The organism is Pantoea sp. AG702, assembly GCF_003182295.1.
Classification (GTDB): Bacteria; Pseudomonadota; Gammaproteobacteria; order Enterobacterales; family Enterobacteriaceae; genus Pantoea; species Pantoea ananatis.
The window spans coordinates 129,332-156,250 of the sequence record NZ_QGTU01000006.1 but is presented as its reverse complement, the minus strand read 5'-3'; the positions used below and the strand labels follow the sequence as shown (position 1 = coordinate 156,250).

The following is a 26,919-nucleotide window of genomic DNA, read 5'->3' as shown; positions in this document are numbered from 1 at the left end:
TACGCTCCAGGGATAGGTTACGGACTTAAAACAGCCCCAGCGGTGCCGTGTCATAGCTGACTAACAGGTTTTTGGTCTGCTGGTACTGGTTGAGTGCCATTTTGTGTGTTTCGCGACCCACGCCGGACTGTTTGTAACCCCCAAAGGCAGCATGGGCCGGGTAGATGTGGTAACAGTTGGTCCAGACGCGCCCGGCTTTGATGGCCCGCCCCATGCGATAGGCTAAATTGCTGTCCCGCGTCCAGACGCCCGCCCCCAATCCAAACTGGGTTTCATTGGCAATACGCAAGGCTTCAGCCTCATCTTTGAAGGTGGTGATGCCGATAACCGGGCCAAAGATTTCCTCCTGAAAGCAGCGCATGCTGTTGCTGCCTTTAATCAGCGTGGGCTGAATATAGAAACCGTTATCCAGTTCGGACGATATCAAGGCCCGCTCACCCCCGGTCAGGATCTCGCCCCCTTCGTTGCGGGCAATCTCAATATACGACAAAATTTTATCGAACTGCTGACGCGAAGCCTGGGCGCCAATCATCGTGTCGGTATCGAGCGGATCGCCGCGACGAATGGTGGCGACTTTGGCCATCACCCGCTCCATGAAAGGCGCGTAAACGGACTCATGGATTAGCGCACGTGACGGACAGGTACACACCTCGCCCTGATTAAAGAAGCCCAGCACCAGCCCTTCCACCGCCTTGTCAATAAAGTCCGGCTCGCCATTCATGATGTCGGCGAAGTAGATGTTCGGCGATTTCCCGCCCAGCTCCACGGTACAGGGAATAATATTTTCTGCGGCACAGGCCATGATATGACGTCCCACCGGCGTAGAACCGGTGAAGGCGATTTTGGCAATGCGTTTACTGGTTGCCAACGCTTCGCCCGCCTCGCGGCCGAAACCCTGTACCACGTTTAGCACGCCTGCAGGAAACAGGTCGCCGATCATCTCCATCAGCAGCGTAATGCCCAGCGGAGTTTGCTCCGCAGGCTTAAGCACCACGCAGTTACCGGCAGCCAGGGCCGGCGCCAGCTTCCATGCGGCCATCAGCAACGGAAAATTCCAGGGAATAATTTGCCCCACCACGCCCAGCGGCTCATGAAAATGGTAGGCCACGGTTTTTTCATCGATCTCGCCCGTGCTGCCCTCCTGCGCGCGCAGGCATCCTGCGAAGTAACGAAAATGGTCGGCCGCCAGCGGCAGATCGGCATTGAGCGTTTCCCGAATCGGTTTGCCGTTGTCCCAGCTTTCCGCCACGGCCAGGGTTTCGAGATTGGCATCAATGCGATCAGCCACCTGGAGCAGCAGATTAGATCGGGTTTGTACGGAGGTTTTTCCCCAGGCTTCTGCAGCCCGGTGCGCGGCATCCAGCGCTAAATCAATATCGCGCGCATCGGAACGAGGAAACCGGGCAATGTCACTGCCGTTGACGGGTGAGGTATTCATGAAGTACTCACCACTCAGCGGCTCGATAAATTTGCCATCAATGTAGTTGCCGTAGGCAGATTTAAACGTCACTAACGCACCAGGTGTGCCGGGATGGGCATAACGCATCGCAAACTCCTTCTGTAGGGTAGACAGGCAGCGGCATGTTGATTTTTAACGGATAGCGCGCTGTCACCTGATGTTTGCAGGGCCTGTGCCAACTTCCCTTACGCGCTGAAAATCCAGATAAAAATAATAAAAATCAATCACCTGAATAGTAATCTCACAGGCATGCGTTGAGGACTAACCGGCTTTGATCCCGCTTTGTGTTGCAAATCGCAACACCGCTAAAACCAAAACGCTACAATCCCGCTACACTTTTCCGAGCCCACGAGGTCATTCATGCAGCACAAGGTTTCCGATGCTCTATTGCCCGCTATCGATAACAACCCCCTGCTGAGTGATTCCTGGCTACGCAGCCAGCTCTACGGACTGGATCGTTCGGCCGATGATTTTCCTCGCGTACGTCAGGCCGAGCTGACAGAGCTGGTGGCCAGTAATACTGACCTCCAGCAGTTTGCTCAGCCCATCATGCACAAGCTGGCCCAGAAGGTGACGCAGATGCAGTCGGTGGTCATTCTGTCTGACGCGGCAGGCCGGGTGCTGCACACCTTTGGCGAGATGCAGGCGATGCAAAAAGCACAGCGTTTCGCCCTTGCCCCCGGCAACATCTGGAGCGAATGTGGCCGTGGCACCAACGCCATTGGTACGGCGCTGGCGATAGACGACGGTTGTGAAATCGAGGGTAATCAACACTTCCTGACCCGCAACCAGGGGCTTTACTGTGCCGCCATGCCGCTGCAAATGCCTAACGGGCAGATTGCGGGGGTACTGGATGTCTCCGGCCCTGCGCATTTTTCCCATGCCCATACGTTTGCCTGGGTCAAACAGGCGGCACGGCACATTGAGTATCTGTGGGTTAAGCAGAGCCTGCATCCCCAACAATGGCTGATGAGCCTGCACAGCAACGCACACCGGCTAGACAGCCCGGATGAGCTGCTGCTGGTGTTTTCAGACAACGTGCTGACTGCCGCAAATCGGCTGGCCCTGCGTGGGCTTGGCCTGCACGCCGAACAGCTTGGCGTCATCACATTTCAGCAGCTGTTTCCTCACGGCGATCTGCGGGCCACCGCACTGCCAACGCCGGTGATGATCGGACCCCAGCCTTATTATTTTCGTCTGCGTGCGCCCACCCGAACCCGCTTCAGCGTAGCAGCAGGCCCTGCGCGTCCGCTGCCTTTCTCACTGCAACATGAGGGAGATAAAATGGTGCGGCTGCTGAATGCCGGCGTTTCATTGTGCATTCGCGGGGAAACCGGCAGCGGAAAAGAGTACGTCAGCCGCGCGTTACATCAGCAAAGCCGCTGGCGGGAAGGAAAGTTTGTGGCGATTAACTGCGCCGCGATTCCGGAATCCTTGATCGAATCTGAACTCTTTGGCTACCAGCCGGGGGCATTTACCGGTGCCAGCAAAAATGGCTACATCGGTAAAATCCGTGAGGCCGATGGCGGCGTCCTGTTTCTGGATGAGATCGGCGATATGCCACTGGCGCTGCAAACCCGGCTCTTACGCGTGCTACAGGAAAAAGAGGTCGCGCCGCTGGGATCCAGTCAGAGCTGGCCGGTTAACCTGGCCGTGATCAGCGCGACACATCGGGATCTGGCGCAACGCGTCTCACAGGGCGACTTCCGCGAGGATCTCCTGTACCGGCTGCAGGAATTTTCATTCACGATCCCGCCGCTGCGTGACTGGTCTTCTCTTCCGGCGTTTATCACGCAACTCTGGGACGCGCTGGGCGGCGGCGCGCGTCAGATCGGCTTGTCTTCCGAAGTGCTGGCGACATTAACGCGCTATTCCTGGCCGGGCAACGTGCGCCAGCTACGCAGCCTGATGAAAGTCTTGCTGGCGCTGGCGGAAGATGGCGATAGCGTGGAGATCACGCATTTACCTGAGGAGTACCGCAGCGGCAACGCCGCGGCATCACCCGCGCGCCAGCAGCATGACGATCGTCTGATAAAAGCGACGTTGCAGCAGTTTAACGGCAACATCAGCAAAACGGCGCAGGCGCTCGGCGTTGCGCGCAGCACGCTGTATCGCCGCGCTGCACGCGAGAAGTGAGCTTAATCGCGGAAGTTTTTAAACTGGAATGGCTGGCCCAGATTTCCCCCGCGCACCAGCGCCATCGCCCCCTGCAGATCGTCACGTGACTTACCAGTGACGCGCAGGGATTCACCCTGAATCTGGGTCTGCACTTTCAGCTTGCTGTCTTTGATCAACTTCACCAGCTTCTTCGCCACATCGGCTTCAATGCCTTTTTTCATTTTGGCATCCAGGCTCCAGCTCTTGCCGCTGTGCTCAATTTCTTCCGGCACGTCCAGGGCCGCGCCTTCAATGCCGCGCTTAAGCATTTTTTCACGCAGAATATCGACCAGTTGCTTTACCTGAAAGTCAGATTCACTGATGACTTTAATGGTTTCATTTTTTTCATTGAGTTCGTAACTGGCGGTGACGTTACGAAAATCGAAACGGGTGGACAGTTCGCGGTTAGCGTTATCTACCGCATTGCGAACTTCCTGCATGTCGACTTCTGAAACGATATCGAAAGATGGCATCTCTTCTTCTCCTGAGGCTAAACTGGCATGCATAATACGCGTCTTAGGCCACTAAATAAAATCACGCTGTGCAGCGCTATACTTAACCCATTGTCACAGCGCATAAATAATACGCCCGCGAGCGGGAGGCAGCATGAAAATAACCGTATTAGGATGCGGCGCGCTAGGCCAGGTCTGGCTTACCGCCCTTGCCCATTCTGGACATGATGTACAGGGATGGCTGCGTGTTCCCCAGCCCTACTGTTCAGCCAACGTGATTGATCCTCTGGGTCGCGTGTCGAACCGGACCTTTATTGCCAACGATCCGCTGTTTCTGGCCCAGAGTCAGCTGCTGCTGGTCACGCTGAAAGCCCCCCAGGTTTCGACAGCCGTTAAAAATCTGGAGAGCGTGATGGCGGAAAACTGTCCCGTGCTGCTGCTGCATAACGGAATGGGGACGCTGGGGGAATTAAAGGGCCTGCGACAGCCGCTGTTGCGCGGCATTACCACGCACGCCGCCATGCGGGACGGAACGGTGATTAAACATGTCGCCAGCGGCGTCACGCATATTGGCCCCGGCAACCGTAAAAGCGAAGGCTGGAGCGCGATTGCCGACGTTCTACATGATGCACTGCCCGACGTCGCCTGGCATGACAATATCCGGGCCGCCTGCTGGCGCAAACTGGCGGTTAACTGCGTAATAAACCCGCTGAGCGTGGAGCACGATTGTCAAAACGGCGCGCTCCGCCAGTACAGCCGTGAAATACAAACCCTGTGCGATGAAATCAGTTGGGTGATGGAACGAGAAGGCCAGTCCGTTGACAGCCAGAGTCTGCAGGATCAGGTATTCGATGTGATAGAAACGACGGCGGCGAATACGTCGTCAATGCTGCAGGATATTCGCGCACAGCGGCTGACGGAGATTGAATACATCACCGGTTTCCTGCTGCGCCGGGCACGCACCCACGGCTTCGTGTTGACAGAAAACACGCGCCTGTATGACATGATTAAACGCAAGGAGTCTTTTTATGGGCGCGAACGCCTCAGTACTGGTCTGTCTGGCTCATGGCAGTGAAGAAATCGAAGCGGTCACCACGCTGGATCTGCTGGTACGTGGCGGGATAAAAACGGTTACCGCCAGCGTGGAAAGCGACGGCAGCCGTGAAATCCTCTGCTCGCGCAGGGTCCGCCTGCTGGCCGATATCCCGCTGGTCGAGGTCGCGGATAACGCCTACGATGCCATTGTACTGCCCGGCGGATTGAAAGGCGCCGAGACGTTTCGCGACAGTCCACTGCTGGTGGAAACCGTGCGGCAGTTTCATCTGACCGGGCGTATTGTTGCCGCCATCTGCGCCGCGCCTGGCACGGTGCTGGTGCCGCATAACCTGTTTCCCGTGGGAAACATGACGGGTTTCCCCGGTTTGAAATCCACCATACCGGATGATAAATGGATGGAGCGGCGCGTGGTGTGGGATCCGCGCGTCAATCTGTTAACCAGCCAGGGGCCGGGCACCGCGATGGATTTTGCGCTGAAGTTAATCGATCTGTTAGTCGGCAGTGATAAAGCGCGGGAGGTTGCCGCTCAACTGGTGATGGCACCCGGCATTTACGATTACCAGGCCAGTTAAGATTCGGCGTCTGAAAAGCGGTACAGGTAGCACTGTGCCCGCTTCCCGGCCGGGTGCGCGGGCACAGCGTACGTTTTAAGGGCGGTAAACTTTGACGTTTTTAAAGCCCTGCTCATGCAGATACAGCGCCTGAAGTTTACTCATCACGCCGCGATCGCAGTACAACAGCCAGGTTTTATTCTGATCGAGGTCGCCAAACTGGGTGCTGAGTTTGTAGAAAGGCATCGACTTCACCTCTGTTCCCACCAACTCAAGCGGTTTGTCTTCCTGCTCATCCACCGAACGGATATCCAGTACGCTGTCGTTTTCGTTCAGCAAGCCGACCGTTTCAACCTCGACCACTTCGTCCTGCGTTTGCTCAGCAATTTCGCGGATATCCACGTTGGTCGCTTCGGCCACCATGCGTTCCAGAATCGAGAAGTCAAAATGGCTTTCTTCAGCGTCGATTTTGCCCTTCACCGCTTTGACGGTTGGGCTTTTGGAAATCACACCGCAATATTCCGGCATGGTACTGGCAAAATCTTCGGTGCCGATCTCACGCGCGACCTTGATGATGTGCTCTTTATCATGGGAGATCAGCGGGCGCAGAATCAGCGTATCCGATGCATTGTCGATCAAACGCAGGTTGGTCAGGGTCTGACTGGAAACCTGTCCCAGCGCTTCACCGGTCACCAGCGCCTGAACGCCATAGCGTTCAGCGACCATTGACGCGGCGCGAACCATCATGCGCTTCAGTACCACGCCCATCTGGCCATCGTCGACTTTTTCTAAAATTTCGCCCACGACCGGTTCGAAGTTTATCGCGACAAAACGGACCCGATGCGAACGACCGAAACGGTTCCAGATATAATGCGCCACCTGACGCACGCCGATTTCGTGTGCGGCACCGCCAAGATTAAAGAAGCAGTAATGCACCCGGCAGCCGCGACGCATCAGCATGTAGCTCGACACGCCAGAGTCAAAGCCGCCCGAGATTAGCGACAGCACATCTTCCTGCGTGCCAATCGGGAAACCGCCCAGCCCCTCATAGCGTGCGGTCACCAGCGTTAAGCGGTTCTCTTCCACTTCGAGATTGACCGTCACCTCTGGCTTTTTAAGCTGCACCGTGGCGCTCTCGATGTGCTGATTCAGGCCACCGCCGACGTAGCGTTCCACATCCTGCGAACTAAAGCTGTGTTTGCCCCGGCGCTTAACACGCACGCAAAACGTTTTGTTTTCAAGAGCATCGCGGTACTGCGCCAGCGTCTGCTCAAAAATATGATGAATATCGGTATATTCACGCTCTTCCACCGCAAGGACATGGTGGATACCGGGAATGCGCATGAGCTCATCAGGAATAACCGTGCGCATGGCTTCATCTTTGCAGCGCACTTCAATATGATCCCAGTAACGGACGACCGCGATCTCGTCGCTGACGGTTTTAAGCACGTTGCGAATATTGCTGGCAAGAATCTTAATAAAGCGCAGGCGCACCGACTGACTCTTGATGGTGATTTCGGGAAATAACTTGACGATAAACTTCATGGCGATACAGCTTCGTTGGGCAAATAAGTGCTAAAACAGGCTGCACTTAGCTGGTAAGATCATAAAATTGCGGGCTGCCAGGCGCATCCGCATCCGAGGCGAGGAAGTATATCACCTTTACCTGGTGACTGCTTCTGCAACAGCATGCACATTGATTATTTTGCTAATCATTCTCTCTCAGCTACCATGACCGATTGCATGATAACGTTCCAACCGTGAGTCGATCCTAACTATGCCGAAAAAAGCCGAACAGCCAGCCAGCTTTGAAACGTCATTGCAGCAGCTGGAACAGATTGTCAGTCGTCTGGAAAGTGGTGAACTGCCGTTGGAAGAGGCCCTCAATGAATTTGAGCGCGGCGTGCAGCTGGCACGCAATGGCCAACAGACGCTGCAACAGGCCGAGCAGCGCGTTCGTATTTTACTCAGCGATGATAAAGACGCCGACCTCTCCTCTTTTACGCCGGAAAACAACTAATGGATTTTCCTGAACTGCTCGACGCTTATCACAGGCAAGTGAATCGTGCGTTGACGGGCTTATTAGACGCCCTGCCTTTTCAGAGTTCTCCTCTGGTGAATGCCATGCAGTATGGGGCATTATTAGGCGGCAAACGCCTGCGCCCGTTTCTGGTCTACGCCACCGGCGAGATGCTTCACGCCGACAAAGCGAGTCTGGATGCGCCCGCTGCAGCAGTTGAGTGTATTCATGCCTATTCACTGATTCATGACGATCTTCCTGCCATGGACGATGACGCTCTGCGTCGTGGGCAACCGACCTGCCATATTAAATATGGTGAAGATACCGCCATCCTTGCAGGCGATGCGCTGCAAACGCTGGCATTTTCTATCCTTGCCGACCAGCCCATGCCGGGCGTGAGCGCGGAATATCGGCTGGCCATGTTGTCAGAACTGGCAAAAGCCAGCGGCGTCGCGGGGATGTGCGGCGGTCAGGCACTGGATCTGGCGGCGGAGGGTCAGTCGGTGGGGCTTGCTCAACTTGAACAAATTCATCGTCATAAAACCGGTGCGTTGATCCGCGCGGCCGTTCGGCTTGGCGCGTTTGCCGCTGGCGAAAAAGGCCGCGAGGCGCTTCCGTATCTTGATCGCTATGCAGACGCTATCGGTCTGGCTTTTCAGGTGCAGGATGACATCCTGGATGTGACGGGTGACACAGCTGTCATCGGAAAACGCCAGGGTGCCGATCAAGATCTTGGAAAAAGCACCTATCCTTCACTGATGGGTCTGGATGATGCCCGCACTAAGGCACTGGATTTATATCAGGAAGCCGTCGATGCTTTGCACATGCTCTCTGCCAAATCCTATAACACCACAGCCTTGAAGGCGCTGGCGAGCTTCGTAATTGAACGCGATAAATAACTTCCATGATGAGTCACTGATGAGTTTTGATATTACAAAATACCCGACACTGGCGCAGGCAGAAACGGTTCAGGCGCTGCGAGCCCTGCCAAAAGAGAAATTGCCTGCGCTCTGCAGCGAGCTGCGCCAGTATTTATTAGACAGCGTGAGCCGCTCAAGCGGCCATTTTGCGTCGGGCCTGGGCGTGGTCGAGCTGACCGTGGCGCTGCATTACGTCTATAACACGCCGTTCGATCACCTGGTGTGGGACGTCGGTCATCAGGCTTATCCGCACAAAATTTTAACGGGACGCCGCGATCGCATTGGCTCTATTCGCCAAAAGAACGGTGTGCATCCGTTTCCCTGGCGCGGCGAGAGTGAATACGATGTGCTGAGCGTGGGCCACTCTTCGACCTCCATCAGTGCCGGACTGGGCATGGCTGCGGCGGCCGAACGTGAAGGCAAAGGCCGCCGCACGGCCTGCGTTATCGGTGATGGTGCCATTACTGCGGGCATGGCGTTTGAAGCCATGAACCATGCAGGCGATATCAAATCGGATATGCTCGTGATTCTGAATGACAATGAAATGTCGATTTCAGAGAACGTCGGGGCGCTGAACAACCGGCTGGCGCAGATCCTCTCGGGCAAAACCTATGCGCGTCTGCGTGAAGGCGGCAAGCGTGTTCTGACCGGCCTGCCGCCGATTAAAGAATTAGTGAAGCGTACCGAAGAGCATCTGAAAGGCATGGTTGTGCCCGGAACTCTGTTTGAAGAGCTGGGTTTTAACTATATCGGCCCGGTGGACGGCCATGATGTGCTGACGCTGGTAAATACGCTGAGTAATATGCGCAGCCTGAAAGGGCCACAGTTCCTGCATATTATGACCAAAAAGGGCAAAGGCTACGCGCCGGCAGAACAGGATCCTATTACCTGGCATGCTGTGCCGAAATTTGACGTCGCCAGCGGTGAGCTGCCAAAAAGCGCCGAAGGTTTGCCGAGCTACTCCAAAATTTTCGGCAACTGGCTGTGTGAGATGGCCGCTCACGATACGAAGCTGATGGCAATTACGCCTGCCATGCGTGAAGGTTCAGGCATGGTCGGTTTCTCTCGCAAATACCCCAACCAGTATTTTGACGTTGCCATTGCCGAACAGCACGCGGTGACCTTCGCCGCTGGCCTGGCGATTGGGGGCTACAAACCGGTGGTGGCCATCTACTCCACCTTCCTGCAGCGCGCCTACGATCAGGTCATCCACGACGTGGCAATTCAGAAACTGCCGGTGTTGTTTGCCATCGATCGCGGCGGCATCGTCGGCGCTGACGGGCAGACGCACCAGGGCGCGTTCGATCTCGCCTATCTGCGCTGCGTGCCGGACATGGTGATTATGACGCCAAGCGACGAGAATGAATGTCGCCAGATGCTGTATACCGGTTATCACTATCAGGATGGCCCGGCCGCGGTACGTTATCCGCGCGGTACCGGTACCGGTGCTGCGCTGACACCGCTGCAAAGCCAGCCGCTGGGTAAAGGCGTGGTAAAACGTCAGGGCGAAAAACTGGCCATCCTCAACTTCGGTACGCTGTTGCCGGAAGCGAGCAAGGTGGCGGAAGCGCTGAACGCAACGCTTGTGGACATGCGCTTCGTGAAACCGCTGGATACGTCACTGATCGCCGAACTGGCGGCCAGTCATGAGTCCCTGATTACGCTGGAAGAAGGCGCGATTAAAGGCGGCGCAGGCAGCGGCGTGAATGAGTTTGTCATGGCTAAACGCCTGGGCGTGCCCGTGCTGAATATCGGCCTGCCTGATGAGTTTATTCCGCCTGGTACTCAGGAAGAAATGCGCCACGACTACCAACTGGACATTGACGGTATTCAACAGCAGATCAGCCGCTGGCTGGCGCAGTAGGTCCCCTGCCCGCGCACTGTGGAGCGCGTCATTCCTGCTATGCTTAATCCCCTGGGTTAGACATAGCAGGAGTCTTCATGAAAACCATTCAATTAGCGAACACTGACTTAACGGTTTCCCGGCTTTGCCTGGGTTGTATGACCTTTGGGGAACCCGATCGCGGCAAGCACGCCTGGACACTTCCGGAAGAGAGCAGCCGTCCGCTCATCCAGCAGGCGCTGGAAGCAGGGATCAATTTTTTTGATACCGCGAACAGCTATTCTGACGGCAGTAGCGAGGAGATTGTGGGCCGGGCGCTCAAAGATTTTGCCCGACGTGATGAGGTGGTCGTTGCCACCAAAGTTTTCTTTCCCATGAGCAATCTCTCGCAGGGCTTATCTCGCCAGAACATTCTGCAATCTATCGACGACAGCCTGCAACGGCTGGATATGGAGTATGTCGATCTTCTGCAAATTCATCGCTGGGACTATGACACCCCGCTGGAAGAGACGCTGGAAGCCCTTGACGCAGTGGTGAAGTCTGGTAAAGCGCGCTACATCGGCGCCTCCTCAATGCATAGCCACCAGTTTGCTCAGGCCTTAGCCCTGCAGGACCAACAGGGCTGGGCACGCTTTGTCAGCATGCAGGATCAGTACAACCTGATTCAACGTGAAGAAGAGCGGGAGATGCACCCTTTGTGTCTGCGGGAAAACATTGCGGTATTGCCCTGGAGCCCCCTGGCACGCGGCAAACTGACCCGCCCCTGGGGAGAAACCACCGCACGATCCGTATCGGATGACGTCATTCCCTCGCTCTATGCCACAACCGAGGAGAACGACGCGATGATAGCCGAGCGCCTGGCACAGGTTGCGGCGGACAAAGGCGTGACGCGTGCGCAGGTGGCGCTGGCATGGTTACTCAGCAAACCCGCCGTCACCGCCCCAATCATCGGTGCTTCGCGCGCCGGGCAGTTCGCCGAGCTGGCTAACGCCGTCAACGTGGAACTGACCGGGGACGAGATCGCCCATCTGGAAGAGGCCTATCAACCGCACCCGGCAACGGGTTATCAGTAAGCGGGTTGTGAAGCGTTTTGCATGCGGCGCTATGCGCTGTCCGACAGGCAAAGCGGCAGACCGTTCCCGCAGGGGAACGGCCATCATGCTGAACGACGAAAGAGGGAGAACAGGCGGGGTTTTTCGCTGTAGAGGCCCGGTGTGGCAAGCTTAAGCGGCCAAAAAGACGCCCGTCGCGTACAGCATCGCCGCCGCGATAATACCGGCGATAATATCATCTACCATGATGCCCATACCGCCATGCACGTTACGATCGAACCAGCGAATCGGCCAGGGTTTCCAGATATCCAGCACGCGGAACAGAACAAAACCACTCACCACCCATTGCCAGCTGTTGACCGGAATCGCCATCAGGGTAATCCACATCCCGATAAACTCATCCCAGACAATGCTGCCGTGGTCATGCACGCCCATGTCCTTGGCGGTGCGATGGCAAAGGTAAACGCCCACACTAATGCCCAGCAAGACCACCAGCGAGTAGAGATCATGGGGGAGCAAGGTCATGAGCCACCAAAACGGAATGGCGGCCAGCGATCCTACCGTTCCGGGCATAAACGGGCTCAGGCCGCTGCCGAAGCCGGTCGCCAGCAAATGCCAGGGATTGCGCAGGCGCAGGCGGCTTTTCGCGAGGGTTTTATCTGAGGTCAAAATGGTCGAATCCTTTATGGCGGAATTCCGTGGGTTTACCGTTTTCCAGCAGTGACAGCCCTTCTGACTCCGGTGCCATCTGGCCAATGCAGGTATAAGGCACGCCAAGATGCCCCAGCGCCACATCCAGCGCGCCACGATTGACTTCCGGCACGCTAAAGCACAGCTCGTAATCTTCTCCGCCGCTGAGCGCCCAGCGCAGCACCTGTTCGGCATCAAAGTTTTCACGCAGTGCAGAAGAGAGCGGCAGCGCATCCAGATTCAACCGTGCACCACAGCCGCTGGCTTTCAGTACATGGCCAAGATCGGAGATGAGTCCATCCGATAAATCAATGGCGGACGACGCCAGGGAACGCAGCGACTGTCCCTGTAAAATGCGCGGCATTGGGCGCAGGTGGCGCTTGATCAGGGCTTCGTGTATCGCCGGATCGTCAATGCGGCAGTGATGCTGTAATAACGCCAGCCCGGCAGCGCTGTCGCCCAGCGTACCGGTCACGTAGATCCAGTCACCCGGCCTGGCGCCCGAGCGTTTCAGCGCCTTGCCGTGGGGAATCAAGCCATGAATCCCCAACGTGAGGCTGAGGGGGCCACGCGTGGTATCGCCGCCCACCAGCTGCATGTCGTAGTATTCCAGCAGGTCAAACAGGCTTTCGCTAAAGCTGCTGAGCCAGGTTTCATTCACGTCAGGCAAGGTCATGGCCAGCGTCAGCCAGGCAGGATCGGCTCCCATCGCGGCCAAATCGCTCAGGTTTACCGCCAGAGATTTATACGCTAAATCCGCAGGATGGATGGAAGACAGGAAATGGACGCCGGAAACCAGCGTATCGGTGCTGACCGCCAGCGTCTGTTTTTCGGGCACGCTAAGCAACGCGCAATCGTCGCCAATGCCGAGTTCGACATCACGGCGGCTACGCGTTCTGCGATTGAAGTAGCGTGCGATGAGTTCAAATTCACCACATGACATAATTGCGTTCCGCTTAACCATTAATGAAAAAGGCCGGCAAGCCGGCCTTATTGATTATTTGCGTTGGGGTCTGATTTGTGGACCGGCTTTATCCAGTACGCCGTTGACAAATTTATGGCTGTCTTCGGCACCAAACACTTTCGCCAGCTCAATACCTTCGTTGATGGCCACTTTATAGGGCACATCAGAACGCTTGCTCAATTCATACAGCGAAACACGCAGAATGGCTTTTTCAACCTGTCCCAGCTCTTCGAGCTGACGCGACAGATACGGCTTCATCAGGCCATCCAGGTACGCGCTGTTGGTCGCCACACCGGACAGCAGTTCGCGGAAATAGGTAATGTCGACGTCTTTGACGTCTTGTTCCGCCAGAAACTGGTATTCCACATCGGCAATGTCGTTGTTGGACAACTGCCAGGAGTAAAGCGCCTGGACAGCGCACTCACGGGCGCGACGACGAGCAGCAGGTTTCACAAAATTCCCCTTACAAAAATCAGGCTTTAATGGCTTTCAATACGTTGATCATTTCAAGCGCGGTCAGGGCCGCTTCGGCACCTTTATTACCCGCTTTCGTTCCAGCACGCTCAATGGCCTGCTCGATATTTTCAGTCGTCAGTACGCCGAATGCCACCGGAATATCACTGTCCATGGCAACGCTGGCAATACCGGAGCTGGCTTCACCTGCGACATATTCGAAGTGAGCAGTGCCACCACGAATTACGGTACCCAGCGCGATCACGGCGTCGTACTTGCCGGTTTTGGTCAGCGCACGGGCTGCCAGCGGCAGTTCATAAGCGCCTGGAACCCAGACAACGGTGATATTGTCATCGCTGACCTGGCCAATGCGCTTCAGGGCATCAACCGCGCCGTCTAACAGGCTGTCATTGATAAAGTTGTTAAAACGCGCGATAACGATGGCAATGTTTGCCTCAGGCGTTGCAACGGCAGCTTCGATAACTTTCATACATATCCTTTCAGGGGTTTGTTTGGCCCCGCGCAGGGGGGCGGATTCTAACATACTCTTTGGCGGCGTGCTCTCGCTTTTCCGCCTCCGTTATTGCGGTGTCAGCGTCAGGCGCACATCATCGCCGACCTGACGGATATCGCGAAAGGCAAAGACCGGTGCATCGGCCAACTGCGTTAACCCCGCAAGCTGGCACAGGCCACGCGCGTCATTGCCCAGTAATTTCGGCGCAACATACACAATCAGCTCATCCACCAGCCCGGCCTGAATGAGCGCGCCCGCTAGCGTCGCACCGGCTTCCACCCAGACGCTGTTAATCTGCCGCTGGCCCAGCACCATCATCAGCGCCACTAAATCCAGCTGGCTGTCGCGCAGTGGAACAGGAATCTGCGTCACCGTTTCCGGCCAGTGCCGATCGTCGACCTGCTGGCGCATCAGCCAGGTTTCGCCTAATTGTTCAATAAGTTTGTGGTCCGGCGTTACGCGATTCTGGCTATCGACGATCACTCTTACCGGCTGACGTAGCTCGGCTTCATCCACCAGGCGCTGACTTTCGCTGTCCAGTTCTGACCAGCGCACCGTTAACGAGGGATTATCCGCCAGTACGGTTGCACTGCTGCTGAGGATGGCGGAACTCTGGGCGCGCAGCCGCTGCACGTCGCGCCGGGCCGCCGGCGAGGTGATCCACTGGCTTTCCCCACTGGCCATGGCGGTGCGGCCGTCCAGCGAGGCACCCAGTTTTAACTGTATCCAGGGAAAGCCGGTACGCATGCGTTTCAGAAAACCACGGTTCAGGGCTTCCGCTTCCTGCATCATCAGCCCGTGGCTGACCTCAATGCCCGCCTGATGCAGGCGGTGTAATCCCCGTCCGGCTACCTGCGGATTGGGATCCTGCATGGCCGCCACCACGCGGGTTACACCTGCGGCAATTAATGCATCACAACAGGGCGGCGTGCGCCCGTGGTGACTGCAGGGTTCCAGCGTCACATAGGCGGTTGCGCCACGTGCGCGATCCCCCGCCATACGTAACGCGTGCACTTCCGCATGCGGTTCCCCGGCGCGCTGATGCCAGCCTTCCCCAACAATCTGACCGTCACGCACAATGACGCAGCCTACATTGGGATTGGGTGTGGTGGTAAAACGGCCGCGGCGCGCCAACTCCAGCGCGCGCGCCATATAGCGTTCATCGGTCATGATTTAATCCTGTAATCTGGCAATCTCTTCGCCAAAATCACGCACGTCCTCAAAGCTGCGGTAAACAGAAGCAAAGCGGATATAGGCTACCTTATCGAGCTTCTTCAGCTCGTCCATCACCAGGTTGCCAATCAGCTTGCTGGGGATTTCACGTTCTCCTGTCGCCCGCAGTTGGGTTTTAATATGGCTTACCGCACTCTCAACGGCATCCGCACTGACCGGACGCTTCTCCAGCGCTTTCATCATGCCGCTGGCCAGCTTGTCTTCATTGAAAGGCTCACGCACGTCGTTGCTTTTCACCACGCGCGGCATCACCAGTTCAGCCACTTCAAACGTAGTGAAACGCTCATGGCACACCAGACATTGACGACGGCGCCGCACTGACGAACCCTCACTAACCAGACGAGAATCAATCACTTTAGTGTCTACAGCGGAGCAGAATGGGCAATGCATGACGTTTCCTGACACGAGATAAATGGGTTATACAGTGTAGCGCGAACTGCAGGTCAACAAAATCGATTCCCGTGCTTTCCCCTGCCTGCCTCACAGCCTGAGCGGGCAACAGGCCAGCGACGTTAAACAGTACGACACTTACAGAGCCGCAGGCGGGATGTGGTGAGCAGACCGCCAGCCTCCCTCACCGGAGACACCGGCACACACGCAGGAACGCGTGAACGGGCCGTAACAGCTTCAGCGCATTACGGCAGCAGCCTTTGCCTGAGCGGGACAACGGGAGAAGGCTGACTCGGCTCCCCTGCCGTTCAGACAATTCCGTTAACGAACAAACCGCCGTCTGGCCGCTCAGGACAGGCTTGACGACATCGCTAACCTGGAAGATAACGTGCTGTTGGCCCTTTCAGGTTACCCAGGCGAAACCGGACAGAGCCATGCCATGAATATTAATGAAACACAGAAGCCACACCGGATAACCTTCACCCGGACAGTTTCTGGCCATTTCTTTATAACGGATAAGGATAAATAATGATCAGGATGGTTTGGGCCCCCGCCGCCCTCTCACTGATGCTGTTGAGCGGTTGCAGCACAACGGCCGGGCAGCCACAGGTTAAACAACTTCATCAGGAAGTTAGTCAGTTGAACCAGCAGATGCAGCGGCTTACCAGCCAGGCAAGCGCGGTGGAGATTCAGGGGCAGCTTAACGGACATTCGCAGCAGGGTGCCTGGTTATTACCTCAGGCCAATACGCCCGTTGAATTACAAACCCAGGCCGGCACGCTTCGCTTGTCTTTATCGCGTGTTGAGGCAGAAGCCAACGGCTCACGCGCTAACCTGACCCTACAGACGCGGGATAATACGCCGCTGCCGGGGCTGGAGGCTACCGTAGTCTGGGGCCAGCTCGATCCCGCGACCGGTAAACCGCTTGAGGCCGACAGTCTGACGCAAACCATCCGGGTTCCCGCCTTGCTGACGCCACGCAGTTCGGTCATTGTGCCGTTGCGCCTGGGCGGTATTACGCCGGACCAGCTTGGCTATGTGCGGATTCATCAGGTACTGGCCAAAACGGCTGTACCCACACCATAAAGACAAAAAAAAGCCGCCAGTTGTCTGAACTGGCGGCTTTTTTATCATGCAACGATTACGGCAGGATTGAAGGCTGATCTGCGCCCTCTTTCTCCACTTTTTGTACCAGCATGTGTTCGCGTTTCATGCCCAGCTTCAACGCCAGCGCTGAAGAGACGTAGATCGACGAAATCGTACCAATGGTGACACCGATCAGCATGGTCAGCGAGAAGCCTTTCAGCAGCGCACCACCAAAGATGAACAGGATCAGGATCATCGCCAGCGTCGTCAGCGAGGTGATCAAGGTACGGCTCAACGTCTGGGTCAGGGACACGTTGGTAATGTCGTAAGAAGAGCCGCGACGAATTTTACGGAAGTTCTCACGAATACGGTCCGAAACCACGATTTTATCGTTAAGCGAGTAACCGATAACCGACATCAGCGAGGCCACGATGGTGAGGTCGACTTCAACCCGGAACAGCGACAGCAGTCCACAGGTGATGATCACGTCGTGCGCCAGCGCCAGCACCGTACCCAGCGCCAGGCGCCACTCAAAGCGAATACCGATGTAGATCAGGATCGCAATCAGTGCCGACAGCAGAGCCAACGCTCCGGCCTGCGCCAGATCGCTACCCACGCTCGGTCCAACAAACTCGATACGTTTTATCGTGGCGTTTTGCTGGGTGGTCTGGTTAATCACCGTGACTACTTTGTTGCCTAACTCTGTGCCTGCAGGCCCCGTGACAGGCGGCATACGCACCATCACGTCGCGGCTGCTACCAAAGTTCTGGATCAGCGGCTCCTGAAAGCCCGCCTTGACCAGCTCGGCACGGATCGTGTCAAGGTCAGCGGGTTTTTCCAGGTTGATCTCAATCACCGTACCGCCGGTGAAATCGAGACCCCAGTTAAAACCACGTACGCCAACAATGGCAATCGAGATGATGATTAACAGTCCCGAAATGATAAATGCCAGCGTATCCCAGCGCATAAAGTCGACGACTTTACGGCCATGGTTTAACTGCTCAATGTTATATTCCTGTGCCACAACGCACTCCTCAGATAGACAGCTTTTTGATGCGCTTGCCACCGTACATCAGGTTAATGATGGCGCGGGTACCGACAATCGATGTGAACATTGAGGTCGCAATACCAATAGCCGTTGTAATCGCAAAGCCCTTAATGGAACCCGTACCGATCGCATACAGAATCACCACTTTGATCAGGGTGGTGACGTTAGCATCGACAATACTGGAGAAGGCGCCTTTGTAGCCCTCATGAATTGCCTGCTGCACGCTACGCCCGTTACGCAGTTCTTCTTTAATACGCTCGTTGATCAGTACGTTGGCATCGACCGCCACCGCCAGCGTCAGCACGATACCGGCAATGCCAGGCATCGTCAGCGTGGCGCCCGGCAGCAGTGACATGATACCGACAATCAGTACCAGGTTTGCCAGCAGTGCGCTGGTGGCAATCAGGCCAACTTTCTTGTAGTACAGCACCATAAACAGGATAGAGGCGACCAGGCCCCACAGGCAGGCTTCCAGACCCTGAGTAATGTTCTGCTGCCCCATCGTTGGACCAATAGTCCGCTCTTCCACAATCTGGATAGGCGCAATCAGCGCACCGGCACGCAGCAGCAGCGACAGCTGACGTGCTTCGTTCGGGTTACTGATACCGGTGATGCGGAAGCTGTTACCCAGGCGAGACTGAATATTGGCGACGTTGATCACCTCTTCCTGTTTCACCAGAATGGCACGACCGTTAGCATCTTTCTTGCCGCTGTCTTTGTACTCCACAAACAGGGTCGCCATCGGCTTACCGATGTTGTCCTTGGTGAAGTTAGACATGATATTACCGCCCGCGCCGTCCAGTGAAATGTTCACCTGAGGCTGGTTGTACTCATCCATGCTGGATGTGGAATCGGTAATGTGGTCACCGGTCAGGATCACGCGTTTATAGAGCACCACAGGGCGTCCATCACGCATGTCTTTCACTTCAGAATCACCCGGTACACGGCCGCTGGCAGCGGCGGTAGGATCCACGCTGGTGTTAACCAGACGGAATTCCAGCGTCGCCGTCGCACCTAAAATTTCTTTGGCGCGCGCGGTGTCCTGAATACCTGGCAGTTCAACCACGATGCGGTCAGAACCCTGACGCTGTACCAGCGGTTCTGCAACACCCAGTTGGTTTACACGGTTACGCAGGATAGTAATGTTCTGCTGAACTGCATATTCACGTGCTTCGCTGAGGCGGGCATCGGTCATGGTGGCGCGCAGGGCATCATCGCCACTGCTGTTAATGACGAGATCCTGATGACGCGAGGATAGCCACTTAACCGCAGCATCGCGGCTGGCTGCGTCACGGAAACGAATTTCCACGCCGTAGTTAGCAATCTTGTTGACGTTGGTATAAGGGATATTCTTTTCGCGCAGGTCGCTGCGCAGGCTGTCAGCATTCTGCTCTTGCAGTTTGCTCAGGGCAGTGTCCATATCCACTTCCATCAGGAAGTGCACACCACCACGCAGATCGAGGCCAAGCTTCATGGGCTGTGCCGCCAGCAGCGTCAGCCAGCGCGGCGTGGCCGGTGCAAGGTTAAGCGCGACCACATAGTTTTCGCCCAGCGCTTTCATGATCGCTTCGCGGGCACGCAGTTGCACATCCGTATTGGCAAAACGCGCGGTAATCGCGCCATTTTCCAGCGCAACAGACTTACTTTGAATATTGTCTTGTTTTAATACGTTCTGAATTTGATCCAACGTTTGCTCACTGGCGGCGCTTCCGCGCGCGCCAGTGATCTGAACAGCCGGATCCTCACCATAAAGGTTGGGAAGTGCATACACCAGGCCAATGACAAGCACCACGACCAGCATTATGTACTTCCACAAAGGATAACGATTTAACACGGCAGTTCCCTTAGGGAAGTAAAAATTACAGCGCCTTCATAGAACCTTTCGGCAGGACGGCAGCCACGAAATCACGTTTAATAACCACTTCAGTAGTGTCGTTCAGCGCAATCGCAATGTAGCCGGTTTCTGCCACTTTGGTTACGCGACCCACCAGGCCACCATTCGTCAGGACTTCATCACCTTTGGAGATAGAATCCATCAGCTTCTTATGCTCTTTTGCACGCTTCTGCTGCGGGCGCAGGATCATGAAGTAAAAGATCAGGCCGAAGACGACCAGCATGATCACCAGAGAATACGGACTTCCCTGAGACGGTGCGCCTGCTGCAGCCACAGCGTCAGAAATGAAAAAGCTCATTAAATTTCCCTCATTGATGAATTATCAGACGTTAAAGGCGGAACCGCTTTGCCCGTCCGTTGGTAGAACTCGCTAACAAAGCGCTCTAATTTACCCTCTTCGATAGCCTGGCGTAAACCCGCCATCAGACGCTGGTAGTAGCGCAGGTTATGAATCGTGTTGAGACGCGCGCCCAGTATTTCGTTACAGCGATCAAGATGATGCAAGTACGCGCGGCTGTAATTGCGACAGGTGTAACAATCGCACTCTGCATCCAGCGGCGAAACATCATCTTTATGCTTGGCATTGCGAATTTTTACCACGCCATCGGTCACAAATAAGTGGCCATTGCGCGCATTGCGCGTTGGCATGACGCAGTCAAACATATCCACGCCGCGACGTACGCCCTCAACCAGATCCTCAGGTTTACCCACGCCCATCAGGTAACGCGGTTTATCCGCTGGGATCTGCGGGCAAACATGCTCAAGGATACGGTGCATATCCTCTTTCGGTTCACCGACCGCCAGGCCGCCCACAGCGTACCCATCAAAGCCGATCTCTACCAGACCTTTCACAGAGACATCACGTAAATCTTCGTAAACCGAACCCTGAATAATGCCAAACAGCGCATTTTTGTTACCCAGGCTGTCAAAACGGTCGCGACTGCGTTGTGCCCAGCGCAGAGACATCTCCATGGAGCGCTTGGCATAATCCCAGTCCGCCGGGTACGGCGTGCACTCATCAAAGATCATCACGATGTCCGATCCCAGGTCGTACTGGATCTCCATCGATTTTTCCGGATCGAGGAAGATAGAATCGCCGTTGATCGGGTTGCGGAAATGGACGCCGGCTTCGGTGATCTTACGAATATCGCCCAGGCTGAAGACCTGGAAGCCGCCGGAATCGGTCAGAATAGGGCCTTTCCACTGCATAAAATCATGCAAATCGCCGTGCAGCTTCATGATTTCCTGGCCGGGACGCAGCCAGAGGTGGAAGGTGTTGCCCAAAATAATTTGCGCGCCGGTTTCCTGCACTTCTTCCGGCGTCATGCCCTTCACGGTGCCATAGGTGCCCACGGGCATAAAGGCCGGGGTTTCCACCACGCCACGATCGAAAATCAGACGACCGCGACGCGCGCGACCGTCTGTGGTATCAAGCTCAAATTTCACAAGACCTCCATCGGAGAAACAGTCCGATGTTCAAAGTAAACAGATCAGGCGCCCACTTTTTCCAGCGGCGCCTGGGGGTTTTTGCTGATAAACATCGCGTCGCCGTAGCTGAAGAAACGGTATTCTTCCGCCACCGCCGCACGATAAGCAGCCATCGTGTGCTGATAACCGGCAAAGGCCGAGACCAGCATGATCAACGTCGATTCGGGCAAGTGGAAATTGGTGATCAGCGCATCAATTACCTGATACTCATAGCCCGGATAGATAAAGATTTGGGTGTCATCAAAGAATGGCGCAATCAGCGCATCCTGACTGGCTTTGGCTGCGCTTTCCAGCGAGCGTACCGAGGTGGTGCCTACCGCCACCACCTTGTTGCCGCGCGCTTTGCAGGCCAGCACCGCATCCACCACCTCCTGCGGCACTTCCGCATATTCGGCGTGCATATGGTGCTCTTCAATCGTCTCTACGCGTACCGGCTGGAACGTCCCTGCCCCAACGTGCAAGGTGACAAAAGCCATCTCAACGCCTTTGTCTTTTAGCGCCTGAATTAAGGGTTCGTCAAAGTGCAGGCCGGCGGTCGGTGCCGCCACGGCGCCAGGGCGCGCGCTGTAGACCGTCTGGTAAAGCTCGCGATCCGCTTCTTCATCCGGGCGGTCAATGTACGGCGGCAGCGGCATATGGCCTACGCTGTTGAGAATGTCCAGCACGGCACGATCGTCTTCGAATGCAATCTCGAACAGCGCATCGTGACGCGCGACCATCGTGGCTTTCACGCTCTCATCGTCGCCCAGCAGCAATTCTGCGCCAGGCTTCGGCGCTTTGGACGCCCGAACGTGTGCCAGCACGCGCTTGTCATCAAGCATGCGCTCGACCAGCATTTCAATTTTGCCGCCGCTTGCTTTACGCCCGAACACCCGGGCCGGGATCACGCGCGTGTTGTTAAACACCAGCAGATCGCCAGGCTGAAGCTTGTCCAGTACATCGGTAAAAACGCCATGGGCCAGCGCCCCGCTCGGGCCGTCCAGCGACAGCAAGCGACAACCGCTACGCTGCGCCTGAGGGTAATGGGCGATAAGGGATTCGGGCAATTCAAAAGCAAAATCGGCGACACGCATGAAAGACTTCTTACTCAGAAAAACAGGCGGCACAGTTTAGCGGAAAATCGAACAATTCTGAACAACTGGCTGCGCAAAGCGAGTTGCGCTTATAATAGCGCATGAATTTTCTTGCTCATCTTCACTTAGCCCATCTTGCAGACAGCTCACTCCTCGGCAATCTGATGGCGGATTTTGTTCGCGGTGCGCCGCATCAACACTGGCCCAAACCGGTGGCCGACGGCATTCTGATGCATCGCCGGCTTGATGTCATGACCGATGCCCTGCCGGAAGTGCGTGAGGCACGCCAGCTTTTTCGGGCAGAAACCTACCGCGTTGCGCCCATTACGCTGGATGTCGTTTGGGACCATTTTCTGGCGCGTCACTGGGATCGCTTCCATCAGGCGCACTCGCTACAACAATTTTCGGCCAACGCCGAAAGCGAAATTGTTCCGCAGCTGGCTGCCACACCCGACGAATTTAAAGCGCTCAATGCCGTAATGTGGCGTGAACGCTGGTTCGAACATTACGCCGACCCGGAACGTCTCGAACGGGTACTGAATGGCATGGCGAGCCGTCGCCCCAGGCTGGCCGCCCTGCGCGACTCTTATCACGATTTTACGGCGCATTACTCCGCGTTTGAGGCCTGCTTTTTTCAGTTTTATCCGCGTCTGATGCAGCTGGCAGCCAATCAACAGTTGTAACCTTCCCCTGACGGCGTCAGGTTTGTGAGCGCATTTCATCGCACCACAAACCTGTAACGCTGAAAAAGCGCGCAGTCAGTAGCACGGCCGTATTGCCATTGGTTCCGGTCTGCGGCTTAATAAGTCTTGCTTAACTATGATTCACGATGCTCTCACTGTCAGACCGCCTGTTCAGGCGCTTCCTTTATCCGATATGTTTTAAAAATCATAAGAGGGAAACATGTCATCCGCTTCGCATTCTGAGATTGACGCGCGCTATCATTACGCCTGCGAAATCGCCCGTGCGGCCGCAAGCCGCGCCTGGTCATGGTATCAACAGCGTCAAAAACTGGTGGTGGAACATAAGAGGGACCTTCAGGATGTGGTCAGTGACGCTGACCGCAACGTTGAAGAATTAATTAAGTCACTGATTTCGGAGCGCTATCCTGATGATGCCGTTCTGGGAGAAGAGAGCGGCGGTGACACTCAGGGTGCCCGTATTGTATGGGTGATCGATCCCATCGATGGCACCGCCTGTTTTGTGAACGGGTTGCATAACTGGTGCGTATCGCTGGCAATTGTTTGCGACGGTGAGCCCGTCGTGGGCGTGATTTGCGATCCCAATCATCACGAACTGTTTCATGCCCGCAAAGGCAGTGGTGCCTGGCTCAACGATACCCGACTTGAGGTGCATAAAGCCCAACAGCTTAATGAGGGCCTGCTGGGAATCAGTAATTCCAGTCGGATTCCCGGGGAGCACGTGACGCAGCTCATCGATGCCCTGCTCAGGCAAGGCGGGATGTTTATTCGCATCGGCTCCGGCGCGTTAACCAGTGCCTGGGCCGCTGCAGGTCGCTTGATTGGCTATTATGAAGCGCATATGCATCCGTGGGACGGCCTGCCGGGCATCGTATTGATGCGCGAGGCCGGTGGGGTGACTAACGATTATATGCGCAACGACGGACTGAAAAAGGGCAATCCTGTTTTGCTGGCGAATGCGGTAATCTATCCGCAAATTAAAGCGCTGCTCGCCACGCACGAAATTGAGGATTGATGATGTCTGCCTACCTGCCCCGACATTGGTTTATGCTCTGCACTTTTTGGCTCCTGGCGGGGCCGCTGTACGCCGCCCCCGAGTACCAACTTGAGAAAGTCGTGGAGCTGAGCCGACACGGGGTACGTCCGCCGACGCCGGGTAACCGCACAGAGATTGAAGCGGCAAGCCAGCAGCCGTGGTACGTCTGGAGCACGGCGGACGGCGAACTGACGGGCCATGGCTACAGCGCGGTCGTCAATAAGGCCCGCTGGGAAGGGGAGCACTATCGCCAGTTGGGTTTACTTAATGCAGGTTGCCCTGACGCGAAGGCGATCTATGTCCGCGCCAGCCCGCTGCAGCGCACGCGGGCGACTGCCGAGGCGTTGGTGGATGGCGCGTTTCCCGGCTGTGGCGTGGCGATTCATACCGTCGCCGGCGACATCGATCCTCTCTTTCAAACCGAGAAACTGCCCTTTGCCCATACCGATCCCCAACGTGAACGAGAGGCAAAACGTGACGCGGCCGGGGATTTAGCGCAGCGTCAGCAGCAGCTTCAGCCCGCGATCACGCTGCTTAAACAGTCGGTATGCCCGCCCGGCAGCGATTGCCCCTTTTTCGATCGTCCGTGGGCGTTGAAACAGACGAAAAGCGGAAGCGTCTATGTTGAGGGCCTTAGCGCCATGGCCGCCATGGTCGAGACGTTGCGTTTGGGCTACAGCGAGAACCTCCCTTTCGCGAAACTGGCATGGGGACACATCACCTCTGCCCGGCAGATCACCGCTCTGCTTCCTCTGCTCACCACTAATTATGATCTCAGCAATGACGTGCTCTATATGGCACAACGTCACGGTTCCCTGCTGCTGTCCCAGATGCTTGAGGCCATTAAAGGTAACGACCCTGACGTGCGCTGGCTGCTTCTGGTGGCACATGACACCAACATTGCGATGGTGCGCCGCTTAATGGGATTTGAATGGCAACTGCCTGGTTATACGCGGGGCAATATCCCCCCTGGCAGCAGTCTGGTACTGGAACGCTGGCGCGACAGTAAGACGCATCAGCGCTTCCTGCGCCTCTATTTTCAGGCACAAAGTCTGGACGGCCTGCGTCAGTTACAACCCGTGAACGACAGCCATCCGCTTTTACGTCAGGAGTGGCGGCAGCCCGGATGTCAAATCACCGCAGTTGGGACGCTGTGCCCGTTGCAGGCTGCCCTGACGCAGTTGGGTAAACACCTGGATAACGACGCGATGGCTCCGGTCAGCATGATCTTGCCGCCTTCGGGCTAATGAACCCAGACAGGCCGGGGGTTTACGCTGATGCGCGCGCTGGCATTTGTCTTATTTTACGGCAACTTATTTAACGGGGATGCATTTTGCATTAGCATGATTTTGTCAATCATCCCTCTGTTTGTTTCACTTGCCCTGTCCCGTTTCGGCGAGTCATTTCGCCGATTTTATTTTGTGTTGCCGGTCATTATTGGCTGTCCCAACCCCGCACATATCGGGACCGGGACAGCAAGCGTGGGTTATTTGCGCACCAGCTTATAGCCCAGCAACAGCACCACGATCCATACCATCCCGACATACAGCGAAACGCGGGTATCCGGGAAATAGCCAATCAGCCCAATGATGAAACATAAAAACGCCACGCCTGCGCCTGCCGTCCAGCTTCCACCGGGCAAGGCAAAGGTTAACGTCCGGGCGGCCGCTTTGCCGATCTTGCGTCGAAACGCCATCTGCGACAGCAGAATCATGATCCAGACCCAAACGGTGGCAAAGGTCGCCAGCGAGGCGATGACCAGAAAGACTTTTTCTGGCATCAGGTAGTTGAGATATACCGCAATCAACATGGCGAACATCATCACCACCACCGTCACCCAGGGAATACCGCGTTTGGAGACCTTCATAAACATTTTGGGTGCATGGCCCTGCTGAGCCATGCCGTGCAACATACGCCCCACGCCGAAGACATCGCTGTTTATCGCCGACAGCGAGGCGGTCAGCACAACAAAATTCAGGATAGACGCGGCGGCGGCAATGCCCAGATGCTGGAACGTCAGAACAAACGGGCTGCCGTTAGTGCCGACCTGATTCCACGGGTAAATGGACATGATGACAAACAGCGTGCCCACGTAAAACACCAGGATACGCATCGGAACCGAGTTGATAGCGCGTGGGATAGAGGTTGCCGGATCTTTGGCCTCACCCGCCGTAATACCGATGATTTCAATGCCGCCGTAGGCAAACATCACCATCTGCAGCGACAGCAACATCCCAACGATACCGTGGGCAAAAAAGCCGCCATTGGTCCACAGGTTATGGATACCGGTCGGTTGGCCGCCGTTGCCAATCCCCCAGACGATCATGCCAAACCCGGCCAGAATCATCACAATAATGGTCGCGACCTTAAAGAAAGAGAACCAGAACTCCACCTCACCAAACACCTTCACGCTCATCAGATTGACCGCGCCGATGATCAGCACCACGCTCAGCACCCAGATCCAGTGCGGCACCTCCGGAAACCAGACGCCCATATAGATCCCGAACGCGGTGACATCGGCAATGGCCACGATCAGAATTTCAAAGCAGTAGGTCCAGCCGGTGATGTAACCCGCCATTGGCCCGAGATAATCCTGCGCATAGCGGGAAAAAGAGCTGGCCTGAGGGTTATTGACCGACATCTCCCCCAGCGCGCGCATGATGATGTACGCCACCGCACCGCCAATAATATAGGCCAGCAGCACGCTGGGGCCCGCCATTTTGATGGCGTCCGCCGAGCCGTAGAACAGCCCGGTGCCGATCGCCGATCCCAGCGCCATAAAACGGATGTGGCGCGTGCTCAGTCCGCGTTTGAGCTTGTTGGTTTCTTGCATAACAAC

26 protein-coding genes are annotated in these 26,919 nt (G+C 56.0%); 11 read left to right on the top strand and 15 right to left on the bottom strand.

Annotation, left to right across the window (positions count from 1 at the left end):
- Positions 1-25: 25 nt before the first annotated feature.
- A complete protein-coding gene (locus DFO57_RS16635) occupies positions 26-1,546 on the bottom strand; it encodes an aldehyde dehydrogenase family protein (RefSeq protein WP_013024874.1) in 1,521 nt (506 codons plus the stop codon).
- A gap of 273 nt (positions 1,547-1,819) precedes the next feature.
- Between DFO57_RS16635 and DFO57_RS16630 the strand changes: the two genes are divergently transcribed.
- Positions 1,820-3,595 (top strand): sigma-54-dependent Fis family transcriptional regulator, encoded by a 1,776-nt coding sequence (locus DFO57_RS16630; RefSeq protein WP_014606446.1) that lies wholly within the window; start codon positions 1,820-1,822, stop codon positions 3,593-3,595.
- Between the two features lie 2 nt (positions 3,596-3,597).
- Here the strand turns inward: DFO57_RS16630 and DFO57_RS16625 are convergent, their stop codons facing one another.
- Complete coding sequence (locus tag DFO57_RS16625; RefSeq protein WP_014606447.1) at positions 3,598-4,089, bottom strand: YajQ family cyclic di-GMP-binding protein; 492 nt, start codon at positions 4,087-4,089, stop codon at positions 3,598-3,600.
- Between the two features lie 133 nt (positions 4,090-4,222).
- Here DFO57_RS16625 and panE point away from each other — a divergent pair, with 133 nt between their 5' ends.
- Both panE and yajL read left to right on the top strand, forming a co-directional pair.
- Positions 4,223-5,143 carry a 2-dehydropantoate 2-reductase gene (gene panE / locus DFO57_RS16620; RefSeq protein WP_013024871.1) on the top strand — a complete coding sequence of 307 codons (921 nt, stop codon included), beginning with the start codon at positions 4,223-4,225 and terminating at the stop codon, positions 5,141-5,143.
- Complete coding sequence (gene yajL, locus DFO57_RS16615; protein WP_110015535.1) at positions 5,097-5,696, top strand: protein deglycase YajL; 600 nt, start codon at positions 5,097-5,099, stop codon at positions 5,694-5,696. Before panE ends, yajL begins: the two co-directional genes overlap by 47 nt.
- 75 nt (positions 5,697-5,771) lie before the next feature.
- Here the strand turns inward: yajL and thiI are convergent, their stop codons facing one another.
- Positions 5,772-7,220, bottom strand: coding sequence for a tRNA uracil 4-sulfurtransferase ThiI (gene thiI / locus DFO57_RS16610; protein WP_013024869.1), 1,449 nt, complete (start codon positions 7,218-7,220; stop codon positions 5,772-5,774).
- A 232-nt stretch (positions 7,221-7,452) separates the two neighbouring features.
- On the opposite strand from thiI, the gene xseB reads away from it, so the two are divergent.
- The 4 genes from xseB to DFO57_RS16590 all read left to right on the top strand — a co-directional run bounded on the left by xseB (position 7,453) and on the right by DFO57_RS16590 (position 11,531).
- A complete protein-coding gene (gene xseB, locus DFO57_RS16605; RefSeq protein ID WP_013024868.1) occupies positions 7,453-7,695 on the top strand; it encodes an exodeoxyribonuclease VII small subunit in 243 nt (80 codons plus the stop codon).
- A complete protein-coding gene (gene ispA / locus DFO57_RS16600) occupies positions 7,695-8,594 on the top strand; it encodes a (2E,6E)-farnesyl diphosphate synthase (protein ID WP_014593071.1) in 900 nt (299 codons plus the stop codon). Before xseB ends, ispA begins: the two co-directional genes overlap by 1 nt.
- 19 nt (positions 8,595-8,613) lie before the next feature.
- On the top strand, positions 8,614-10,479 hold the full coding sequence (gene dxs / locus DFO57_RS16595; RefSeq protein WP_078829194.1) for a 1-deoxy-D-xylulose-5-phosphate synthase: 1,866 nt from the start codon (positions 8,614-8,616) through the stop codon (positions 10,477-10,479).
- Between the two features lie 77 nt (positions 10,480-10,556).
- Complete coding sequence (locus DFO57_RS16590; RefSeq protein ID WP_028714886.1) at positions 10,557-11,531, top strand: aldo/keto reductase; 975 nt, start codon at positions 10,557-10,559, stop codon at positions 11,529-11,531.
- Between the two features lie 150 nt (positions 11,532-11,681).
- Here the strand turns inward: DFO57_RS16590 and pgpA are convergent, their stop codons facing one another.
- From pgpA to nrdR, 6 genes are all read right to left on the bottom strand, one after another.
- A complete protein-coding gene (pgpA, locus tag DFO57_RS16585) occupies positions 11,682-12,179 on the bottom strand; it encodes a phosphatidylglycerophosphatase A (RefSeq protein ID WP_013024863.1) in 498 nt (165 codons plus the stop codon).
- Positions 12,166-13,143, bottom strand: a complete 978-nt coding sequence (thiL, locus tag DFO57_RS16580; RefSeq protein ID WP_014606449.1) for a thiamine-phosphate kinase — start codon at positions 13,141-13,143, stop codon at positions 12,166-12,168. Before thiL ends, pgpA begins: the two co-directional genes overlap by 14 nt.
- A gap of 54 nt (positions 13,144-13,197) precedes the next feature.
- Positions 13,198-13,617, bottom strand: a complete 420-nt coding sequence (gene nusB / locus DFO57_RS16575; protein ID WP_013024861.1) for a transcription antitermination factor NusB — start codon at positions 13,615-13,617, stop codon at positions 13,198-13,200.
- Between the two features lie 19 nt (positions 13,618-13,636).
- Positions 13,637-14,107 carry a 6,7-dimethyl-8-ribityllumazine synthase gene (gene ribE, locus DFO57_RS16570; RefSeq protein WP_014593064.1) on the bottom strand — a complete coding sequence of 157 codons (471 nt, stop codon included), beginning with the start codon at positions 14,105-14,107 and terminating at the stop codon, positions 13,637-13,639.
- Between the two features lie 90 nt (positions 14,108-14,197).
- Positions 14,198-15,301, bottom strand: coding sequence for a bifunctional diaminohydroxyphosphoribosylaminopyrimidine deaminase/5-amino-6-(5-phosphoribosylamino)uracil reductase RibD (ribD, locus tag DFO57_RS16565; RefSeq protein WP_014593063.1), 1,104 nt, complete (start codon positions 15,299-15,301; stop codon positions 14,198-14,200).
- A 3-nt stretch (positions 15,302-15,304) separates the two neighbouring features.
- Positions 15,305-15,754 (bottom strand): transcriptional regulator NrdR, encoded by a 450-nt coding sequence (gene nrdR / locus DFO57_RS16560; RefSeq protein WP_006117986.1) that lies wholly within the window; start codon positions 15,752-15,754, stop codon positions 15,305-15,307.
- Between the two features lie 528 nt (positions 15,755-16,282).
- Between nrdR and DFO57_RS16555 the strand changes: the two genes are divergently transcribed.
- Positions 16,283-16,840 (top strand): DUF3251 domain-containing protein, encoded by a 558-nt coding sequence (locus DFO57_RS16555; protein WP_014606450.1) that lies wholly within the window; start codon positions 16,283-16,285, stop codon positions 16,838-16,840.
- Between the two features lie 55 nt (positions 16,841-16,895).
- On the opposite strand, the gene secF is transcribed toward DFO57_RS16555, so the two are convergent.
- Genes secF through queA form a run of 5 tightly spaced genes read right to left on the bottom strand, consistent with a single transcriptional unit; the run spans position 16,896 to position 22,343 of the window.
- Complete coding sequence (gene secF / locus DFO57_RS16550) at positions 16,896-17,864, bottom strand: protein translocase subunit SecF (protein ID WP_110015534.1); 969 nt, start codon at positions 17,862-17,864, stop codon at positions 16,896-16,898.
- A gap of 10 nt (positions 17,865-17,874) precedes the next feature.
- Positions 17,875-19,722 carry a protein translocase subunit SecD gene (gene secD, locus DFO57_RS16545; RefSeq protein WP_013024855.1) on the bottom strand — a complete coding sequence of 616 codons (1,848 nt, stop codon included), beginning with the start codon at positions 19,720-19,722 and terminating at the stop codon, positions 17,875-17,877.
- A 25-nt stretch (positions 19,723-19,747) separates the two neighbouring features.
- Complete coding sequence (gene yajC, locus DFO57_RS16540) at positions 19,748-20,080, bottom strand: preprotein translocase subunit YajC (RefSeq protein WP_006117993.1); 333 nt, start codon at positions 20,078-20,080, stop codon at positions 19,748-19,750.
- On the bottom strand, positions 20,080-21,228 hold the full coding sequence (gene tgt / locus DFO57_RS16535) for a tRNA guanosine(34) transglycosylase Tgt (RefSeq protein ID WP_013024854.1): 1,149 nt from the start codon (positions 21,226-21,228) through the stop codon (positions 20,080-20,082). The genes yajC and tgt overlap by 1 nt, the downstream gene beginning before the upstream one ends.
- A gap of 44 nt (positions 21,229-21,272) precedes the next feature.
- Positions 21,273-22,343 (bottom strand): tRNA preQ1(34) S-adenosylmethionine ribosyltransferase-isomerase QueA, encoded by a 1,071-nt coding sequence (queA, locus tag DFO57_RS16530; RefSeq protein WP_014593059.1) that lies wholly within the window; start codon positions 22,341-22,343, stop codon positions 21,273-21,275.
- 101 nt (positions 22,344-22,444) lie between these two features.
- Between queA and DFO57_RS16525 the strand changes: the two genes are divergently transcribed.
- The 3 genes from DFO57_RS16525 to DFO57_RS16515 all read left to right on the top strand — a co-directional run bounded on the left by DFO57_RS16525 (position 22,445) and on the right by DFO57_RS16515 (position 25,327).
- On the top strand, positions 22,445-23,026 hold the full coding sequence (locus DFO57_RS16525; protein ID WP_042676693.1) for an ACP phosphodiesterase: 582 nt from the start codon (positions 22,445-22,447) through the stop codon (positions 23,024-23,026).
- Between the two features lie 220 nt (positions 23,027-23,246).
- Positions 23,247-24,059: an inositol monophosphatase gene (locus DFO57_RS16520; RefSeq protein WP_022622665.1), complete on the top strand. Its 813-nt coding sequence runs from the start codon at positions 23,247-23,249 to the stop codon at positions 24,057-24,059.
- A complete protein-coding gene (locus DFO57_RS16515; protein ID WP_078829196.1) occupies positions 24,059-25,327 on the top strand; it encodes a histidine-type phosphatase in 1,269 nt (422 codons plus the stop codon). Before DFO57_RS16520 ends, DFO57_RS16515 begins: the two co-directional genes overlap by 1 nt.
- A gap of 239 nt (positions 25,328-25,566) precedes the next feature.
- Here DFO57_RS16515 and proY read toward each other — a convergent pair whose 3' ends face one another.
- Entirely contained in the window at positions 25,567-26,913 is a 1,347-nt protein-coding gene (gene proY / locus DFO57_RS16505; RefSeq protein WP_013024849.1) for a proline-specific permease ProY, read from the bottom strand.
- Positions 26,914-26,919: the final 6 nt, after the last annotated feature.

Excerpts from the sequence above, each read along its gene's own strand:
- DFO57_RS16635 (WP_013024874.1), bottom strand. The coding sequence starts at position 1,546 with ATGCGTTATGCCCATCCCGGCACACCTGGTGCGTTAGTGACGTTTAAA.
- DFO57_RS16630 (WP_014606446.1), top strand. The coding sequence starts at position 1,820 with ATGCAGCACAAGGTTTCCGATGCTCTATTGCCCGCTATCGATAACAAC.
- DFO57_RS16625 (WP_014606447.1), bottom strand. The coding sequence starts at position 4,089 with ATGCCATCTTTCGATATCGTTTCAGAAGTCGACATGCAGGAAGTTCGC.
- panE (WP_013024871.1), top strand. The coding sequence starts at position 4,223 with ATGAAAATAACCGTATTAGGATGCGGCGCGCTAGGCCAGGTCTGGCTT.
- yajL (WP_110015535.1), top strand. The coding sequence starts at position 5,097 with ATGGGCGCGAACGCCTCAGTACTGGTCTGTCTGGCTCATGGCAGTGAA.
- thiI (WP_013024869.1), bottom strand. The coding sequence starts at position 7,220 with ATGAAGTTTATCGTCAAGTTATTTCCCGAAATCACCATCAAGAGTCAG.
- xseB (WP_013024868.1), top strand. The coding sequence starts at position 7,453 with ATGCCGAAAAAAGCCGAACAGCCAGCCAGCTTTGAAACGTCATTGCAG.
- ispA (WP_014593071.1), top strand. The coding sequence starts at position 7,695 with ATGGATTTTCCTGAACTGCTCGACGCTTATCACAGGCAAGTGAATCGT.
- dxs (WP_078829194.1), top strand. The coding sequence starts at position 8,614 with ATGAGTTTTGATATTACAAAATACCCGACACTGGCGCAGGCAGAAACG.
- DFO57_RS16590 (WP_028714886.1), top strand. The coding sequence starts at position 10,557 with ATGAAAACCATTCAATTAGCGAACACTGACTTAACGGTTTCCCGGCTT.
- thiL (WP_014606449.1), bottom strand. The coding sequence starts at position 13,143 with ATGTCATGTGGTGAATTTGAACTCATCGCACGCTACTTCAATCGCAGA.
- ribE (WP_014593064.1), bottom strand. The coding sequence starts at position 14,107 with ATGAAAGTTATCGAAGCTGCCGTTGCAACGCCTGAGGCAAACATTGCC.
- ribD (WP_014593063.1), bottom strand. The coding sequence starts at position 15,301 with ATGACCGATGAACGCTATATGGCGCGCGCGCTGGAGTTGGCGCGCCGC.
- nrdR (WP_006117986.1), bottom strand. The coding sequence starts at position 15,754 with ATGCATTGCCCATTCTGCTCCGCTGTAGACACTAAAGTGATTGATTCT.
- DFO57_RS16555 (WP_014606450.1), top strand. The coding sequence starts at position 16,283 with ATGATCAGGATGGTTTGGGCCCCCGCCGCCCTCTCACTGATGCTGTTG.
- yajC (WP_006117993.1), bottom strand. The coding sequence starts at position 20,080 with ATGAGCTTTTTCATTTCTGACGCTGTGGCTGCAGCAGGCGCACCGTCT.
- queA (WP_014593059.1), bottom strand. The coding sequence starts at position 22,343 with ATGCGTGTCGCCGATTTTGCTTTTGAATTGCCCGAATCCCTTATCGCC.
- DFO57_RS16525 (WP_042676693.1), top strand. The coding sequence starts at position 22,445 with ATGAATTTTCTTGCTCATCTTCACTTAGCCCATCTTGCAGACAGCTCA.
- DFO57_RS16520 (WP_022622665.1), top strand. The coding sequence starts at position 23,247 with ATGTCATCCGCTTCGCATTCTGAGATTGACGCGCGCTATCATTACGCC.
- DFO57_RS16515 (WP_078829196.1), top strand. The coding sequence starts at position 24,059 with ATGATGTCTGCCTACCTGCCCCGACATTGGTTTATGCTCTGCACTTTT.
- proY (WP_013024849.1), bottom strand. The coding sequence starts at position 26,913 with ATGCAAGAAACCAACAAGCTCAAACGCGGACTGAGCACGCGCCACATC.